Origin of the sequence: Streptomyces sp. NRRL B-24085 (assembly GCF_001282115.1) — a bacterium.
Lineage (GTDB): Bacteria > Actinomycetota > Actinomycetes > Streptomycetales > Streptomycetaceae > Streptomyces.
Map to the genome: position 1 here is coordinate 1 of NZ_LJBR01000039.1, position 16,354 is coordinate 16,354.

General features: G+C 70.7%; 14 protein-coding genes. All 14 read right to left on the bottom strand.

Features of this window, described 5'->3' with window-relative positions; translation table 11 throughout:
- Nucleotides 1-341: 341 nt before the first annotated feature.
- On the bottom strand, nucleotides 342-1,661 hold the full coding sequence (locus AOJ26_RS05815) for a pectate lyase family protein (RefSeq protein ID WP_053847081.1): 1,320 nt from the start codon (nucleotides 1,659-1,661) through the stop codon (nucleotides 342-344).
- A 35-nt stretch (nucleotides 1,662-1,696) separates the two neighbouring features.
- Entirely contained in the window at nucleotides 1,697-2,491 is a 795-nt protein-coding gene (locus AOJ26_RS05820) for a rhamnogalacturonan acetylesterase (protein WP_053847082.1), read from the bottom strand.
- 92 nt (nucleotides 2,492-2,583) lie between these two features.
- Nucleotides 2,584-3,927: an ABC transporter substrate-binding protein gene (locus AOJ26_RS05825; RefSeq protein ID WP_053847083.1), complete on the bottom strand. Its 1,344-nt coding sequence runs from the start codon at nucleotides 3,925-3,927 to the stop codon at nucleotides 2,584-2,586.
- Between the two features lie 56 nt (nucleotides 3,928-3,983).
- Nucleotides 3,984-5,978, bottom strand: a complete 1,995-nt coding sequence (locus AOJ26_RS05830; protein ID WP_053847084.1) for a pectinesterase family protein — start codon at nucleotides 5,976-5,978, stop codon at nucleotides 3,984-3,986.
- A 33-nt stretch (nucleotides 5,979-6,011) separates the two neighbouring features.
- A complete protein-coding gene (locus tag AOJ26_RS05835) occupies nucleotides 6,012-7,538 on the bottom strand; it encodes a glycoside hydrolase 43 family protein (protein ID WP_053847085.1) in 1,527 nt (508 codons plus the stop codon).
- Complete coding sequence (locus AOJ26_RS05840) at nucleotides 7,535-8,380, bottom strand: PmoA family protein (RefSeq protein ID WP_053847086.1); 846 nt, start codon at nucleotides 8,378-8,380, stop codon at nucleotides 7,535-7,537. Before AOJ26_RS05840 ends, AOJ26_RS05835 begins: the two co-directional genes overlap by 4 nt.
- Entirely contained in the window at nucleotides 8,377-9,549 is a 1,173-nt protein-coding gene (locus tag AOJ26_RS05845; RefSeq protein ID WP_053847087.1) for a Gfo/Idh/MocA family protein, read from the bottom strand. The genes AOJ26_RS05840 and AOJ26_RS05845 overlap by 4 nt, the downstream gene beginning before the upstream one ends.
- Entirely contained in the window at nucleotides 9,546-9,905 is a 360-nt protein-coding gene (locus AOJ26_RS45025; RefSeq protein ID WP_053847088.1) for a hypothetical protein, read from the bottom strand. Before AOJ26_RS45025 ends, AOJ26_RS05845 begins: the two co-directional genes overlap by 4 nt.
- A gap of 352 nt (nucleotides 9,906-10,257) precedes the next feature.
- A complete protein-coding gene (locus tag AOJ26_RS05860) occupies nucleotides 10,258-11,154 on the bottom strand; it encodes a carbohydrate ABC transporter permease (protein WP_053847090.1) in 897 nt (298 codons plus the stop codon).
- Nucleotides 11,151-12,086 (bottom strand): carbohydrate ABC transporter permease, encoded by a 936-nt coding sequence (locus AOJ26_RS05865; protein WP_053847091.1) that lies wholly within the window; start codon nucleotides 12,084-12,086, stop codon nucleotides 11,151-11,153. Before AOJ26_RS05865 ends, AOJ26_RS05860 begins: the two co-directional genes overlap by 4 nt.
- Before the next feature lie 131 nt (nucleotides 12,087-12,217).
- Nucleotides 12,218-13,948, bottom strand: a complete 1,731-nt coding sequence (gene araD, locus AOJ26_RS05870; protein ID WP_053847092.1) for an L-arabinonate dehydratase — start codon at nucleotides 13,946-13,948, stop codon at nucleotides 12,218-12,220.
- Nucleotides 13,945-14,856: a dihydrodipicolinate synthase family protein gene (locus AOJ26_RS05875; RefSeq protein WP_053847093.1), complete on the bottom strand. Its 912-nt coding sequence runs from the start codon at nucleotides 14,854-14,856 to the stop codon at nucleotides 13,945-13,947. Before AOJ26_RS05875 ends, araD begins: the two co-directional genes overlap by 4 nt.
- A complete protein-coding gene (locus AOJ26_RS05880) occupies nucleotides 14,853-15,509 on the bottom strand; it encodes a GntR family transcriptional regulator (RefSeq protein ID WP_053847094.1) in 657 nt (218 codons plus the stop codon). Before AOJ26_RS05880 ends, AOJ26_RS05875 begins: the two co-directional genes overlap by 4 nt.
- A gap of 158 nt (nucleotides 15,510-15,667) precedes the next feature.
- The coding region (locus tag AOJ26_RS05885; RefSeq protein ID WP_053847095.1) for an MBL fold metallo-hydrolase at nucleotides 15,668-16,354 on the bottom strand (687 nt) is incomplete at its 5' end.

A 16,354-nucleotide genomic window follows, 5' to 3' on the forward strand; every position in this document is an offset into this window, starting at 1 on the left:
GTACCCACCCCCTGACCGGCCGGGGCGGCCGCTGGATTCCGCCCCGGCCGGTCAGGGGGTGGGTACCGCCGGACGCGGGTCTGTCGACGGTGCTGCGGCCGGCGGACCGGCCGGTCGAAGTGGCCGCCGCCGAAGGATCGGCCGGTCGAAGTGGCCGGCGCCGGCGGGCGGGCCCGTCGAGCGGACCGGCGTCAGCGGGCCCGACCGGCGGAACGGACCTTGCCGGCGGGTCCGGGCGGCCGAACGAGCCCCCGCCGGCAAGCCCAGCCGCTCGACGGAACCCGCGTGACCGGCCGGGCCGATCGAACCGGCGCCGACAAGCCCGGCCGGCCGGGGCCGTGTCAGCAGACGCGGCCCGCGCCCGCGCCCCGGCCGACGATGCCCGGGATCTTCTTGGCTGGGTCGACCTGGGTGCGCAGGGTGGGTGTCCAGCCCGCGCCGGACTCCAGGGTCTCGGCGGGGATCTCGGCGTTGTGGACGGCGATCAGGTCGGTGGGCTTGCCGTTGACGTAGTTGTCGGTGGCGGTGAGCGGGGAGACGTTCCACCGCTTGAGCACCTTGGCCGCGCTGATCCCCTCGGGCAGCGTGAACGCGTTGTGCTCGGCGACGAGCTGGGACTCCTTGCCGATGCCGAAGCTGTAGGAGTAGTCGTCGTCCGCCACGAAGTGGTTGTTGTAGGAGTCGACCTGTCCGAAGCGCACGCGGGGTGCGCGCTCGACCAGGTTCGAGAACAGGTTGTGGTGGAAGGTGACCTTGAGCTTGCCCCGGTCCCCGGCCGCCGTGGACTCGCTGTCGCTGTTGCCGATCAGGATCGTCTTGTCGTGCTCGGTGAAGACGTTCCAGGAGGCGGTGACGTGGTTGGCGCCCCGGACGATGTCCAGCTCGCCGTCGTGCTGCTGGTACAGCATCCCGAAGTAGGTCGGGGCCGCGCTGTCCGGGTGGCTGCCGTCGGTGAAGGTGTTGTGGTCCAGCCAGACGTGGGTGGAGCCGTAGACGACGGCGGTGTCGTACTCGGAGTTCCAGTTGCCGGTGGAGCCGTCCGTCGGGTCCCACTGCGGGAAGCAGTCGATGGGGCTCTCGAAGGTGAGGTTGCGGACGATGACGTTGTCGACGGCCTTGATCTGGAGGCTCGCGCCCTTGAACCCGGCGTTCCTGCCGATGCCGATGATGGTGGTGTTGGCGGGCACGTTCGCCTTGATGGTCTGGTCCTGGTTGGCGGCGGAGGCGCGGCGCAGGCCCTCGGGGCTGTCGTCGGGCTCGGCGCTCAGGTCGGTGTCCAGGCCCCAGGTCTCCGGGGAGTACTTCGCCAGGTAGGCGTCGAAGTCGTAGCCGGGTGCGGCGAGGGAGTCGCAGCCCTCGGAGACGGCGTCGATGGTCCCCTTCACCTTGATGATCTTCGGTGCGGTCCCGCCCGCGGCGAGGGCGGCCTTGAAGCCGGCCCAGTCGGTGACGGTGTACACATGGGCGGCGTCGGCGGCCGCGCCTCCCGTGGTGCCGGTGCCCTCGGAGGCCCAGCCGTCCCCGGCGGGGAGGGTCTGGCGGGCCGCGTCATGGGCCCTGGCCTGGGCGGTGGTGCCGGTGACCGCGAGGACGAGGGCGGTGCATCCCGCCACGGCCAGCGCCTTTGTTATGACATGCCCATGCCATATCTGTGCGTTCATTGTGCGGCTCTCTTTCGACTGCGGAGAAGAAGGGGTCAGACGGTGGCCGGCGACGGCCAGGTGATCCAGGACTCCGGGACCGCGGCGTCCAGCCGGCGCACGTCCCGGGGCGCCAGCACGCGGTGCCGCAGCAGTTCACGGGCGACCAGACGCGCCACCGCGACGGCACCGGGCGGGTTGAAGTGCGTGTTGTCCTGCTCGGTCGCGGTCCAGTTGAAGTACTTCTTGGTCTCCTCGACGCCGAGCTCCTGCCACAGGGCGAGCGACAGCGCCTGGATGTCGAGCAGCGCGACGCCCTCCTCCTGGGCGAGCGCCCGCATCGCCGCGGGGTACTCCCCGTGGGTCGGCACGGCGTTGCCGCTCGCGTCGAACCTGCGCCGCTCCACGGAGGTGGCGAGCACCGGCCGGGCCCCTTTCGCGCGGGCACCGTCGACGTACAGCCGCAGATGGTCCTGGTACGTCGTCCAGGGCTCGGTGTAGCGCGTCGGATCGGCGGTCTTCTCGTCGTTGTGCCCGAACTGGACCAGGAGGAGGTCACCGGGCCTGATCAGCGCGAGGATCGCGTCGAGGCGGCCCTCGTCGACGAAGGACTTCGAACTCCGTCCGTTCACGGCGTGATTGGCGACGGGAAGGTCCTTGCGCAGGAAGAAGGGCAGGGCCATTCCCCAGCCGGTCTCGGGGGCGGCGTCGGAATACTTCTGGGCGGCGGTGGAATCACCGGCGATGTGGAGCGTGCGCTGTTCCCGGGCTTGAGCGGTCCCGGTCGCACTGAGAGCGACGGGCACGGCGGCGAGGGCCGCTGCGGTGACCTGTCTGCGGGTGAGTGACATGTCCGGTGCACCTTTCTGTTTGGGGGCGCGGGGAACTGCGCGACCGGCCACGACGGGCCCGCAGTTCCCCGCGATCGGAACCACCCGCGATCTCAGCCGTTCTGTTCCTTCCATTCGGCCTGGGCCTTGTTCAGCTGGTCGGCCATGGTGTCCAGGAAGTCCTTGGCGCTCATGTCCCCGAGCAGCACCTTCTGGAAGTTCGGCTCGTTGTCGGCCTTGGAGATGGTGTTCCAGTCAGGCAGGTAGTACGGCAGCTGGACGATCGACGTGGACCCGTCGGTCAGCGCGGCGGCGGCCAGCTTCGTCGGCTCCGCCTCGGAGACCCACGCGTCCTTCGCGGCCTCGTTGTTGGCCGGCACCTGCCCGGCGGCCTTGTTGAACTTCGAGTTCTCCGCGTGGGAGAGCGCGAACTCGACGAACTTCCAGGCGGCGTCCTTGTTCTTCGAGCTCTTGAACACGCCGAGCCCGTCGACGGGGTTGGACACCTGGACCCGCTTGCCGGCGGAGCCGATCGGCTGCGGGATGCCCCGGAACTTCTCGACGCCGAGCGCCTTCACATGGTCCTGGTACGAGCCCAGGTTGTGGTTCAGCATGCCGATGGTGCCGGAGTCCCACTGCGCGACCATCTTGGTGAAGTCGTTGTTGAGGTCGGCCGCGGGGGTGTCCTTCTTGTACAGCGCCGCGTACTTCTCCAGCGCCGCCACGTTCTTCGGGTCGTTGACCGTGGTCTTGTCGCCGTTCCAGAACGAGGTGATCCCGCTCTGCCCGTACATCGCGTCCAGGGCCTGTGCGATGGACCCGGCACCGCCCCGGATGGTGTAGCCGAACTCGTTCTTCTTGGCGTCGGTGAGCTTCTCGGCGGCCTCGTAGAACTTGTCCCAGGTCGTCGGCTCGTCCAGGCCGGCCTTCTCGAACAGGTCGGTCCGGTAGTACAGCACACCGTTGTTGGCGGAGGTCGGGATCGAGTACAGGGTGCCGTCGCCGCCCCCCGCCGCCTTCAGCGAGGCGACCATGTCCTCGTTGAGCTTGCCGCTCAGCGGGGAACCGGCGAGCTGGTCGTCCAGCGGCTCCAGGGCGTTCTGCGCGGAGAACCCGGCGAGCATGGCGGCGCCGACACCGCCGACGTCCGGCAGGCCGCCGCCCTGGATGGCGGTGTCGACCTTGGACTGGTACTCGGTGGACGCGATGCCGACGTACTCGACCTTGATGTCCGGGTTCGCCTTCTGGAAGTCGGCGATGATCTCCTTCCAGATGTCGGTGCGCACACCGCCGTTGTTGTCCCAGAAGACGATCTTGCCCTTGCCGCTGCCCTCGTCGCCCTTGTCGCCGCCGGCGCCGCTGCCGTCGTCACCGCAGGCGGTGGCGGTCAGCGCCAGGACGGACCCGAGGGCGACGGCTACGGCAGCGCGCCTGCTTCTGCGGATACTGATCTTCATTGATCGGCTCTCTTCTTCTTCTGATTCCAGCGGAGATGTGACGTCGTGGGGGGAAGTCAGTGGCGGGCGTGGGGCGCCCAGTCGTCCGTGCCCCTGAGGTAGTCCGTGACGGTGTACGTCCTCGCCGCGGCGGCGGCGAGCTGCGGCCGGTCGGCGCTCGGGGCCGCGCCCGGACCGCGGTTGCGGTACTCGGCGAACCGCGCGTCCTGCCACGAGAAGCCGCTCATGTCGGTCCACGGCGAGGTCTTCACGGCGGCCGGGAGTTCGGTGTCGCGGATCAGCACCTGGGCCACGGCGGCGGGTTCACCGCCGGGGTGCCACGGCCGGCCCAGGTGGAAGGTCCGGTCCGGGGCGTCGCTCACGATCCTCGACCTGGTGATCAGGAATCCGTACGGATTGCCCGTCCAGGTCGAGGCGGCCGTGATGTACCCGTTGTTGGAGTCCGAGCCGCGGCTCAGCGCCCGGATCACGGACCTGTCGATCACCGTCGTCGCCCGGCCGTAGACGAAGTCGACATCGCCCTCGATGTACGAGTCGCGGATGTAGACCCGGCTGATCACGTCCAGCCGGGGGCTGTCGGTCATCAGGGTGTCCTGGTTGCCCAGGAAGGCGGTGTCCTCGAAGACGATCCGGTCGCCGGTCGTCTTCATGGCGAGGGCCTGCTCGCCCTTGAGCTCGACCGTGGCCTCGTCGAAGTCGTTGCTGAAGGTGAGGTGGCGGGCGGTGACGTCGTCCGCGGCGATCCGTACCGTCGCGCTGCCCGTCGAACCGCCGTACTCGGCGGGGGTGTCGTGGACGACGACGGTGTCGGACCGGTCCTGTCCGGTGCCCTGGAGCACGAGGTGCGGCTTGGTCGCCGGGATGTACACCTTGGCCCGGTAGGTGCCCGGCGCGACGGCGATCGTCACCGGCACGGTGTTCCCGTCGGGCACGGCGTCCACGGCGGCCTGGACGGTCGGGTAGTGACCGGGGACGTGCAGGGTCACCCCGATCCGCTGCTGCGGGCCGGAGAGGCGGGACACCAGCGCGGGCACGGCGGCGGCCGGGTCCAGCCGGTAGTCGTAGAAGGACCGCGGGTCGAACGCCGTGCCCCACGCGTCGGTCCGCCCGGTCGTGTTCCTCAGGATCGACCCACGCTGCACCAACTCCGCGGTGGCGTCGGCCTGGTAGGGGTGCTGGACCCGGTCGTAGTAGCTGTTCTCGATGACCATCCTGGTCCGGCCGCGCGACCAGTTCCCGTACGTCCACACCGGGTCCCCGTCGGCCACCTGCGCCGAGAGGTAGTTGTTGTAGAGGTGCGCGTAGGCGCAGTTGTCGGCGGACGGGTTGCGCTGCTTGGTCCCGGTGAACCAGTTGTGGTCGACGGTGATCTGGGTCAGCACATCGGTCGTCCAGCCGATCCCGAACGCCTTGTTGTGGCTGCGGAACTGGTTGTAGGAGACGGTGACGTACTGGCTGTCCTTGCGGATGTCGAGCAGCCCGTCGCCCATGTGCTCGAAGCGGTTGTGGTCGATCCAGACATGGTCGGCGGTGTCCATCTGGATCGCGTCGAAGTCGGTCGTCTTGCCGTCCCAGTCGCCCTCGACGTACGAGTCGCGGATGGTCAGGTTGCGGATGATCACGTTGTGCGTGCCGGGGTTCAGGTGCAGTTCGCCGTGGACGATCTCGCCGGTGTCGCCGACGCCGATGATCGTCTTGTTCGAGGCCACGACGATGTCCGAGCCGAAGGGCTCGACGGCTATCGCGCCCGAGACCCGTATGACGTACGGCTCCTCGGCCGCCGCGTAGGCGGCGAGCGCGGCCTGGTCGGTGACGGTGACGACCTTGCCGCCGGCCCCTCCGGTGGTGCCGCCGGCAAGAGAGGCGAAGCCGTGGGCCCGGTCGCTCCAGCGGTCGGCGCGGACCTGGTCGGCCGGGGCCTTCTCGGCCGGGGCGGCCCCGGCCTGCCCGATCGTCCCGAGGCTCAGCGCGGCCACCAGGCCGAGCACAGCGGCCAGGACCTTGCCGGATCCCGGTCTCTGCAAGCGCTTGCTACGGAGGTGCTGCGTCATTGCGGCTCCCAACAGGCCTACGGGTCAAGTGCGTTACAGGTGGTCGATCCTGAAGTGCGAGAAGGTTGCCGCGCCGGCGTGTCCTCCTCCGGCGGGCGCCAGGGCGAACAGGCCGAGCAGGGCTCCGACCCAGCGCCAGGGGGTGGCGGCGAAGACGGGTCCGGAGGGCTGTGGGCCGTCGCCGAGGTCGTGGAAGAACCGGCAGCGGGCGCCCGCGCCGATCTCGATCCGCAGCCGTGCCTTCGCGGCGGGAGCCGGTCGCGGACGGTCGGCGTCCCGCTCCTGCTCGGCGACGCCCTCCGCGAACCGGTGCACGAGGTGGACCTCGCCGTCGGCGCCGCGCTGAAGTCCGATCCAGCAGAAGGCGTCCCCGAGGACGGCGAGTCCCGCGCGCGCCCCCGGCTCCGCACTGTGCAGCTCCAGCTCGACCTCGACGGCCGAGGGCGTGCCGGGCAGCCGCTGGGTGAGGACGTTCGGCAGTCTGCGCAGATCGTGCGCGTCGGCCGAGCGGACGCAGGTCAGCCGCAGTCCGTCAGCCGAGTGGTGGGTGGCCCAGCCGGGCTGCGGGTTGGCGGTCCACTGCCACTGACGGCCGAAGCGTCCACCGGGGAAGTCGTCGTCGGTGGCGGGCGCCGCGTCCGGCTGCGGCGGCAGATCGGGCCTCGCGTGCACGGCGACGGGGGCGCCGTCCGCACCGAGCACTGGCCAGCCGTCGGCACCCCAGCGCATCGGCTGGAGGTGGACGACCCTGCCGTAGGCCCCCTTCTGCTGGAAGTGCAGGAACCAGTCCTGGCCGGACGGGGTGCGCACCCAGCCGCCCTGGTGGGGGCCGTTGACGTCGGTGTCCTTCTGTTCCAGGACGATCCGCTCCTCGTACGGGCCGAAGAACCCGCGCGAGCGGAAGGCGCCCTGCCAGCCGGTCTCCACTCCCCCGGCGGGGGCGAGGATCCAGAACCAGCCGTCGTGCCGGTAGAGCTTGGGGCCTTCGAGGGTGAACCAGCCCGGGATCCGGTCGCCGTCGACGATCACCTTGCCCTCGTCGAGGAGTTCACGGCCGTCGAGGTCCATCCGGTGCCCGGTGAGGCGGTTCTTGACGCCGGAGCGGGACTTGGCCCAGGCGTGCACCAGATAGGCCTCGCCGGTCTCCTCGTCCCACAGCGGGCACGGGTCGATCAGGCCCTTGCCGGACTTGACCAGGTGCGGCCGCGTCCAAGGGCCCCTGATCCTGGGGGCGTTGACCTGGAAGATGCCCTGGTCGGGGTCGCCCCAGAAGATCCAGAACCGTTCGTCGTGGTAGCGGAGGGACGGTGCCCAGACCCCGCAGTCGTGCCGCGGCCTGGCGAACTCCCCGGCCGGTTCGAGGCGTTCGAGGGCGTGGCCGACCAGGGTCCAGTTGACCAGGTCGCGGGAGTGCAGCAGCGGCAGGCCGGGGACGCGGCCGAAGCTGGAGGCGGTGAGGTAGAAGTCGTCGCCGACCCGGATGACGTCGGGGTCGGACCAGTCGGCGTTCAGGACGGGGTTCGTGTACGTCGTCGGCGGGTTCGTCTTCGGGGGCGTCACTGGCTGACCGCCTTCCGTACCAGTGCGGTCGCTTCCAGCCTGGGCAGGCGTCCGTCGGCGACGACGATCACGATCCGCCGTACGACGGTCTCCCCGGGCGGGACGGGCAGCCTCGCCTCGTGGGCGAGCGAGGAGCCCACCCCCGGGTACTCGTCGGCGCGCACGAACCACGGGTCGCGGCGGGTCCGGTCGGTGCCCCCCGCGAAGACCAGGGTCCAGCCGGCTCCGGAGAGGGCCACCCAGTCGGCGCGGGTGCCGTGGACCGCCTCCTCCCCCTCGCGGTCCACGGTGAAGACGTCCGGCGCGTGCTGCTCCTTGCGGGCCCGCCAGAAGAAGCCGCCGTAGGCAGCGCCGGGGCGGCCGTTGGTGGCCGGGCTGCCGATCGACAGGGGGTCACGGGTGACGTTGGTGAGGGAGAAGGTGAAGTCCAACGCCCAGGCGGCACCGGTCAGTTCGGTGGCGGCGACGGTACGGCGCTCGCGCAGCAGCTCCGTCCCCGCGGCGACCCAGCGCAGTTCCTCCACGAAGCCGTCCGGGTCGCGGAGCTGGAAGGAGTGGTGGCGCTGGGCACCGTGGTTGTCGAGCTCGGTGGGGCCCTGGTCGCGGACGTAGGTGCGCCCGCCCCAGAAGTTGTGCCCCTCGACGTCGGGAACGGCGACACCGACGCCGAGGTGGTGGATGTGGTCGGCGGGGCTGAGCTCGGTGACAGCCGTGCCGGCCAGGGTGGTGACCGGGTGCAGATAGGGGCGCGGGGAGAGCCGGGCGGGCAGCTCGGGCCGGGTGACGTAGCGGCCGACCGGGCGGCCCGCGACACGCAGGACCGGGGAATCGGGGGTCGTCATGTGCTCACCTCGTTCGCTTCGTGTGGCCGGGCCCAGTCGGCGCCCAGCTCGGAGTAGAGGGCGAGGCTGTCGGCGGCGGCCGCGACGAGTCCGTCGATGCCGGGGACGACACGGCGGTCCTCGTCGGGGAGCAGGTGCCAGGCGGTGGCCGGGAGCGGGGTGGGGTCCGGGGCCAGCCGGATCGCCTCGACGACCTTCATGAAGGCGCCCGTCACCTCCGGGACCACCAGCAGCTCGTCGCCGTCGGTGAGGTGGTCGGCCAGGTTCTCCAGCAGGTCGGTGCGGCCGTACTCGTACTCCTCGGGGCCGTGCCCGGCCCGCTGGAGCAGCACCCGGTCCTGCTTGTACCAGTAGGTGATCCGGCCGTGGCTGCCGTGCACGACGACGTACGGCTCGTCCGGGTCCTCGGCGCACAGGGTCGCGGCGACGGTCACCGTGCGGCCGTTCGCGGTGGTGACGCGGACGCAGGAGGTGTCGTCGGACTCGATGTCGTTGGCGCGCAGGAGCTCGGTCTCGATCCGGGTGACGTCCTCGGCGCGGGTGGTGCCGTTCAGGGCGAGGGCGGTGGCGACGGCGTGGGCGAGGGGGTTGGTCAGCACGCCGTCGATCACGTCGACGCCGTTCATCCGCCGCTTGCCGGCCCAGGGCGCCCGCCGGTAGTAGGCCTCGGCACGCGCCCAGGCACCGGCCCCGCCGATCCCGGTCACCTCGCCGATCGCACCCTCCTCGACCAGCTCGCGGATCGCGGGCACGGCGTGCGAGCCCAGCGACTGGAAGCCGATCTGGCAGGCGACCCCGGCCGCGGCGACCCCGTCGGCCATGCGGCGGAACTCCGCGTACGACGGCGCCGGGGGCTTCTCCAGCAGGATGTGCACGCCTCGGCGGGCGGCTTCGAGCGCCAGGTCGGTGTGGGTCGGGATCGGGGTGCAGATCACCGCGATCCGGGCGCCGGTGGAGTCGAGGAGCGCGCCGAAGTCGGCGGACTGCTCGGGCGTCCCCAGCCCTTCGGGGATCTCCTCGCCGGTCAGCGGGGTCAGCTCGCAGATCCCCGCCAGCCGTACGATCCCCTTGTCCTGGAGGCGGCGGATGTTCTCCAGGTGCCAGCGGCCGTGGCCGCGCGCGCCCGCCAGGACGATGTCCACGGTGCCCGTGGTCTGCTCGGTGTTCATGGGATCCTCCCTGCGCCCGCGCCGCGCGCCACCTGCCGGTCGGCCGCGTCGGCGCTGTCGATCTTTGTGTGCAGGGTAGGCGTCCGGCCGACGTCCGCCGTGAGGTCGCGCGCGCTGCCGGAGTCGCAGGTGCTGTGGACGGCGAAGGGGTCCACGGGACTGCCGTTGGAGAGGATGGCGTTCCGGTGGAGCGATCCCGTACCGGAACCTGGAGCGACGGACACGCCCCTCGCCTCCGGCACCCGGGCATCGCCCAGCCCGAGCAGGGCGCGGCCGAGGGCACGTCCCTCGGCTCGGACGGCGACACCCACCAGCCCCAGTGCCAGGCCGGCCATGGCGATCGGACGGAGTCTCACTTCGCCGTCACCTCCTTGCCGCACCCGGCGGTCCCGGCTCGCCGCAAGGGCATCGGGCCTACGTCGGCCGTCGCGACGACGCGACCGACGTCAGCCGCCCCTGCCCGCGCACGGACCCCCCACCGCCCGGAGAACTCCCCGGTCCGACCGCTGACCGCACGGACCCCGCCGAAGGCCACCGCCGGCCCGGCGGCCGAAGCCGGGAACCCGAGGTGCTGCCCGCTCTCCTCGGGGAGCGGGCCCCGGACGCCGGTCCGGCCGGGCGCGGTCCCGTGGCCGACCGCGTGGTCGTGGCGGTCACGGGCGCTCACCGGGGCGGCCTGCGCAGACGCTCCGCTGATCCGACGGGGCCTCATCCCTTCACCGCCCCCGCGCTGAAGCCCGTGATCAGCCACTTCTGGATGAAGGCGAACACGATGACCACGGGTACCGCGGCGATGATGCCGCCGGCGGCCAGTGCGCCGAGGTCGACGCTGTCCGCGCTCATCAGGGTGTTCAGGCCGACCGGGATCGTCTGCTTGTCCTGGTTGTTGAGGAACATCAGGGCGAACAGGAAGTGGTTCCAGGAGTGCACGAAGGCGAAGGAGCCGACGGCGATCAGGCCGGGGCGGAGAAGGGGCAGGACGACGATCCGGAACGCCGTCAGCCGGTTGCAGCCGTCGACCCAGGCCGCCTCCTCCAGGGAGTACGGCACGTTCTTGATGAAGTTGCTGATCAGGATCATCGACAGCGGCAGCTGGAAGACCGTCTCGGCGATGATCACACTGCCCAGCGAGTTGATCATCTTCAGCTCGGCGAAGATCTCGAACAGCGGCACCAGGAGCAGCGCGCCCGGCACGAACTGCGAGCACAGCAGCGCCAGCATGAACGCGTTCTTCACCTTGAAGTCGAACCGGGCGAGGGCGTAGCCGCCGGCCAGGGCGACCAGCGTCGTCATCACCAGGGTGGCGAGACCGACGTACACGCTGTTCTCGAAGTAGGTGCCGAAGGACCGCTCCGTCCACACCTTCTCGAAGTGGTCGAAGGTGATCGGCCAGGGCACGAGCGAGGTCGAGCCGGCCGGGCGGAGCGCGAAGAGCAGGATCCAGTAGAAGGGGATGAGCGTGAAGACGAGGTAGACCGACAGCGGCAGGTAGATGTGCCAGCGCGGGACCTCGTCCCAGGAACGGCGGTGCTTCGCCGGGCGGGCCGGTTCCGGCGCCTCGCGCACCGGGGCGGGTGCGACCTCCGTGGCCTCTTTGGTGATCACTTGGAACCGCCTCCGAACTTGCTCAGCCGCAGGTACACCATCGAGCAGAAGAGCAGGATCACGAACGCGACCGTGGTCAGGGCGGACGCGTAGCCGAAGTTGTGGGCGTCGACGCTGGTGTTGGCGATGTACAGCGGGAGGGTGGTCGTCTCTCCCGCCGGTCCGCCGCCGGTCAGGGTGTAGAGCAGGTCGACGTTGTTGAACTCCCACACCGCGCGCAGCAGTGTGGACAGGATGATCGCGTCCTTCAGGTGGGGCAGCGTGATGTGCCAGAACTGCTTGACCCGGCTGGCCCCGTCGACCTCGGCGGCCTCGTACAGGTCCTTCGAGACGGACTGGAGGTCGGCGAGGATGAGGATCGCGAAGAACGGGACACCGCGCCACAGGTCGGCGACGACCGCCGCCGAGAACACGGTGGAGGTGTCCGAGAGCCAGCTCGTGCCGTAGGAGCCGATGCCCAGGTCGGCGAGGTAACGGGTGATGCCGGTCTGGGAGTTGTAGAGCAGCACCCAGATCGCGGAGGTCAGCACGCCGGAGACGGCCCACGGGGAGAAGACGAGCGCGCGGCCCATCGCCCGGCCCACGAAGGTCTGGTTGACGATCAGTGCGAGCGCGAGGCCGAACAGGAGCTGGAGTCCGACCTCGACGAGGACCCACTTGGCGCTGAACGTCAGCGTGTCCCAGAACTGCGGGTCCTCGGTGAAGATGTGGACGAAGTTGTCGAAGCCCGCGTAGCCGTTGCGCCACGGCTTGGTGGGGTTGTAGTTCTGCAGGCTGTAGTAGAAGACGCTGATGACCGGGTAGGCGATGAAGCCCAGCATCAGCAGGGCGGCCGGTGCGATCAGCAGGTACGGCAGCCTGCGCGGCGTGGCGGAGGCACGGCGTCGCCGGGGTGGCGCGGGCGGTTTCGCCACGGCTGCGGCTTGGGCCATGACAGGGGCTCCGTTCTCGGTGCGGAAAGCGCTTTCTCGCTGTGCATGGGGTGCCACTTGCTGTTGCGTGGCGGGTGCGGGTGCGTTGTGGCTGGTCGCGCAGTTCCCCGCGCCCCTAAAGGTGGGACCGGTCACCCTGCATACGGATCTGGGACCTTGCCTTGCCTGGCGAGGAACTCGAAGTCGCAGCCGGTGTCCGCCTGCGTGATCTGGTCGTTGTAGAGGGCGCCGTAGCCGCGCTCGTAACGGGTGGGCGGTGGCGTCCACTCCGCCCTCCTGCGCTCCAACTCCTCGTCGTCCACGTCGAGTCGGAGGGTGCGGGCCTCGACGTCCAGGGTGATCGAGTCGCCCGTGCGGACCAGGGCCAGCGGGCCGCCGACGTACGACTCCGGAGCCACATGGAGGACGCACGCGCCGTAACTCGTCCCGCTCATCCGGGCGTCGGAGATCCGGACCATGTCCCGTACGCCCTGCTTGAGCAGGTGGTCCGGGATCGGCAGCATCCCGTACTCCGGCATGCCCGGGCCGCCCTTGGGGCCGGCGTTGCGCAACACCAGGACACTGTCGGCGGTGATGTTCAACGCCGGGTCGTCGATGGTGCGTTGCATGGACCTGTAGTCGTCGAAGACGACCGCGGTGCCGGTGTGCTTGAGCAGGTGCGGCTCGGCGGAGATGTGCTTGATGACGGCACCGTCCGGGCAGAGGTTGCCGCGCAGGACGGCGACCCCGCCCTCGCCGGCGACCGGGTTGTCCCGGGTGCGGATGACGTCGTCGTCGTGGACGACGGCCCCCGCGATCTGCTCGCCCAGGGTGCCGTTGACGGTCGGCCGGTCCAGGTGGAGCAGGTCGGTGATCCGGGAGAGGAAGGCGGGCAAACCACCGGCGAAGTGGAAGTCCTCCATCAGGTACGTCTGTCCGCCGGGCCGGACGTTCGCCAGCACCGGCACGGTACGCGCGATGCGGTCGAAGTCGTCGAGGGTGAGCGGGACCTGGCAGCGTCCGGCCATCGCGATCAGGTGGATGACCGCGTTGGTGGAGCCGCCGAGCCCGAGCACGGTGGTGACGGCGTCCTCGAAGGCCTCGCGGGTGAGGATCTCGGACGGCCTGAGCCCGGTCCAGGCGAGCTCGACCGCGCGGCGCCCGGAGGCCGCGGCCATCCGCTCGTGCGCGGAGTCCACGGCGGGGATCGAGGAGGCACCCGGCAGGGTCATGCCCAGGGTCTCCGCCGCCGCGGTCATCGTGGACGCGGTCCCCATGGTCATGCAGTGCCCCGGGGAGCGCGCCAACCCGCCCTGGAGTTCCCGCAGTTCGCAGTCGGTCAGGTTGCCCGCGCGGTGCTCGTCCCAGTACTTCCACATGTCGGTGCCGGAGCCGAGGGTCTCCCCGCGCCAGTGCCCCGGCAGCATCGGCCCCGCGGGCACGAACACCGAGGTGACGTCGGCGGAGGCCGCGCCCATGAGCAGCGCGGGCGTCGACTTGTCGCAGCCGCCGAGCAGCACCGCCGCGTCGATCGGGTACGACCGCAGCAGCTCCTCCGTCTCCATGGCGAGGAGGTTGCGGTAGAGCATCGGGGTCGGCTTCTGGTAGGTCTCGGAGAGGGTGGCGACCGGGAACTCCAGCGGGAAGCCGCCGGCCTGCCACACTCCCCGCTTGACCGCCTCGGCGCGCTCGCGCAGGTGGACGTGGCAGGGGTTGATGTCGGACCAGGTGTTGAGGACGGCGATCACCGGGCGGCCCCGGTACTCCTCGGCCTCGTAACCGAGCTGGCGCATCCGGGCGTTGTGCGACCAGGTGCGCAACTGGCCCTCGGTGCCGTACCACTGGTGGCTTCTGAGCTCCTCGGGGCGCTTCCTGTGGGTCATATCGACCACCCGGCGGCTATCGCGGCGACCTCGGCGCGCGCGCTCGGCGGCAGCTCGCGGCTGGGAGGGCGCACTTCGCGGCGGCACAGGCCGAGGGATGCGAGGGCCTCCTTGACGACGGTGACGTTGTCGGCGGAGCCGTTCGCGGCCCGGAGTTCCTCGAAGCGGCGGATCTGCTCCCAGATCTTCATGGCGGCCGGGTAGTCACCGGACCGAAGCGCTTCGATCATGTTCAGCGAAACGGCCGGGGCGACGTTCACGAGCCCGGAGGTGAAGCCGGTGGCGCCCGCCGAGAAGTAGGAGGGGGCGTAGGGCTCGGCGAGCCCGGCGACCCACACGAAGCGTTCCAGTCCCGCGTCCCGGGCGAAGGCGGCGAACTTGGCCGCGTCCGGGACGGCGTACTTCACGCCGATCACGTTGGGGCAGGCGTCGGCCAGTTCGGCGAGGCGGTCGCCGCCGAGCTGGGCGTTGCGGATGTACGGGACGACTCCCAGCTCCGGGACGGCCGAGGCGATCGCCCGGTGGTAGTCGATCCAGCCGCCCTGCGAGACGTAGGGGTGGACGGGCTGGTGGACCATGACCATGCCCACGCCGAGTTCCCTGGCGTGCCGGGCAGAGGCGACGGCGGTGGGGACGTCGTGGCCGACACCGACGAGGACGTTCGCCCGGTCCCCTGCCTCCTCGACGGTCAACTCCGTGACCAGGCGGCGCTCTTCGGGACTGAGGGCGTAGAACTCGCCGGTGTTCCCGTTGGGGGTGACGGTGGTGATCCCTCCGTCGAGCAGCCGGCGCAGCAGGGCCCGGTGGGTGTCCTGGTCGACGGTGCCGTCCTCGGCGAACGGGGTCACCGGGATCGCCACCACGTCGGCCAGGGCTGCCCGCTGGGTCTCGAAGCTCTCGCTGCTCATTCCTGGCCTTCCTGGTCCAGCACTCCGGGGAACGCTCGTTCCACGAAGGACGCGATGTGGGCGTGCAGGGCGCGGGCCGCGCCGTCCGCGTCGCCGGCCAGGGCGAGCCGCAGGATCTCCCGGTGCTCCCCCGCCTCCCGGTCCCAGGAGGGCGAGGCGGCCCAGGCGACGGCGGAGACCAGGGCGGCCTGGTCGCGGACCTCGTCGAGCATCCGGCCGAGCAGCGGATTGCCGCAGGGCAGGTAGAGGGCGCGGTGGAACTCCCGGTTGGCGAGGGAGCGTTCGGCGGTGTCGGTGGCGTCGTCGGCCCGGGTCAGGGCGTCCCGCGCGGCCTCCAGCGACGCCCCGCGCCGTACGGCCCGCTTGAGCGCCTCGGGTTCGAGGAGCAGCCGGACGTCGTAGACCTCGCGCGCCATGTCCGCGTCCACCATGCGCACCGTGACGCCCTTGTACTGGTTCATCACGACGAGCCCGGTCCCGGCCAGGGTCTTGAGCGCCTCGCGCACCGGGGTCTTGGACACCCCGAACTGGGCGGCGAGTTCGGTCTCCACCAGGGCCTGACCAGGCGTCAGGCGCCCGGTGAGGATGCGGCGTTTGATCTCCTCCAGCACGTACTGCGTGCGGGAGGGGATCGGCGTGGGCACAGAGGTCATGCGCGCCTCTCGGATCTCGCGTATCGGATCTTGCGTATCTGATCTCGCGTATCGCGTCTCATATATGACGTACGAAGTACGACGCGTTGAAGGTAAGAGGACGGTGTTGTTTCGTCAATGCTTCCGGCAGAGGAAGTCGAAGTTGCGCCGCGGCCGCGTCAGACGAGCCGGGTGGCGCCCTCGAAGGCCGTACTGGTGCGCCCGGCGAAGGCGGCGGCCGCGCGCGTGGTCGCCGCTTCCCTGGTGAGCGTGGGTCCCACATGGGTGACGATCAGTTCGCGCGCCCCGGCCTTGCGGGCGATGTCTCCGGCGTCCTCGGGGGTCAGATGGACCTGTTCGCCTTCGCGATGCCGGTCGATGTCCGCCTCGCACAGGAACAGGTCCGACTCCGCGGCGAGTTCGACCAGGGCCGCGCAGGGTCCGCTGTCCCCCGAGTAGGCGAGGACGCGTCCGGCGCACTCGGCGCGCAGCCCGTACGCCTCCGTGTCGTGCGCGACGGCCCGCGCGGCCAGCCGCAGGTTCCAGTGCCGGGTCTCGTGACCGTCGTACAGGGGATGGAAGGTGAGGATGCCGTCGAGGAAGCGCACGTCGGAGCGCCCGAAGAACCCGGCGAGCCGGTGGGCGCAGCCGGGCGGGGCGTAGACCGGGATCGGGGCGGGCGGGGTGAGTCCGCCGTAGGCGAAGGCGTAGACGGCGGCGAGGAGATCGGCACTGTGATCGGCGTGCAGGTGGGAGATCCAGATCGCCGTCAGCCGCGAGGGGTCCGTGTGCCGCTGCAATTCCGCGAAGGTGCCGGGTCCGGCGTCCACCCACACCTCGGCGCCCCCGCCGCGCAGCAGATAGCC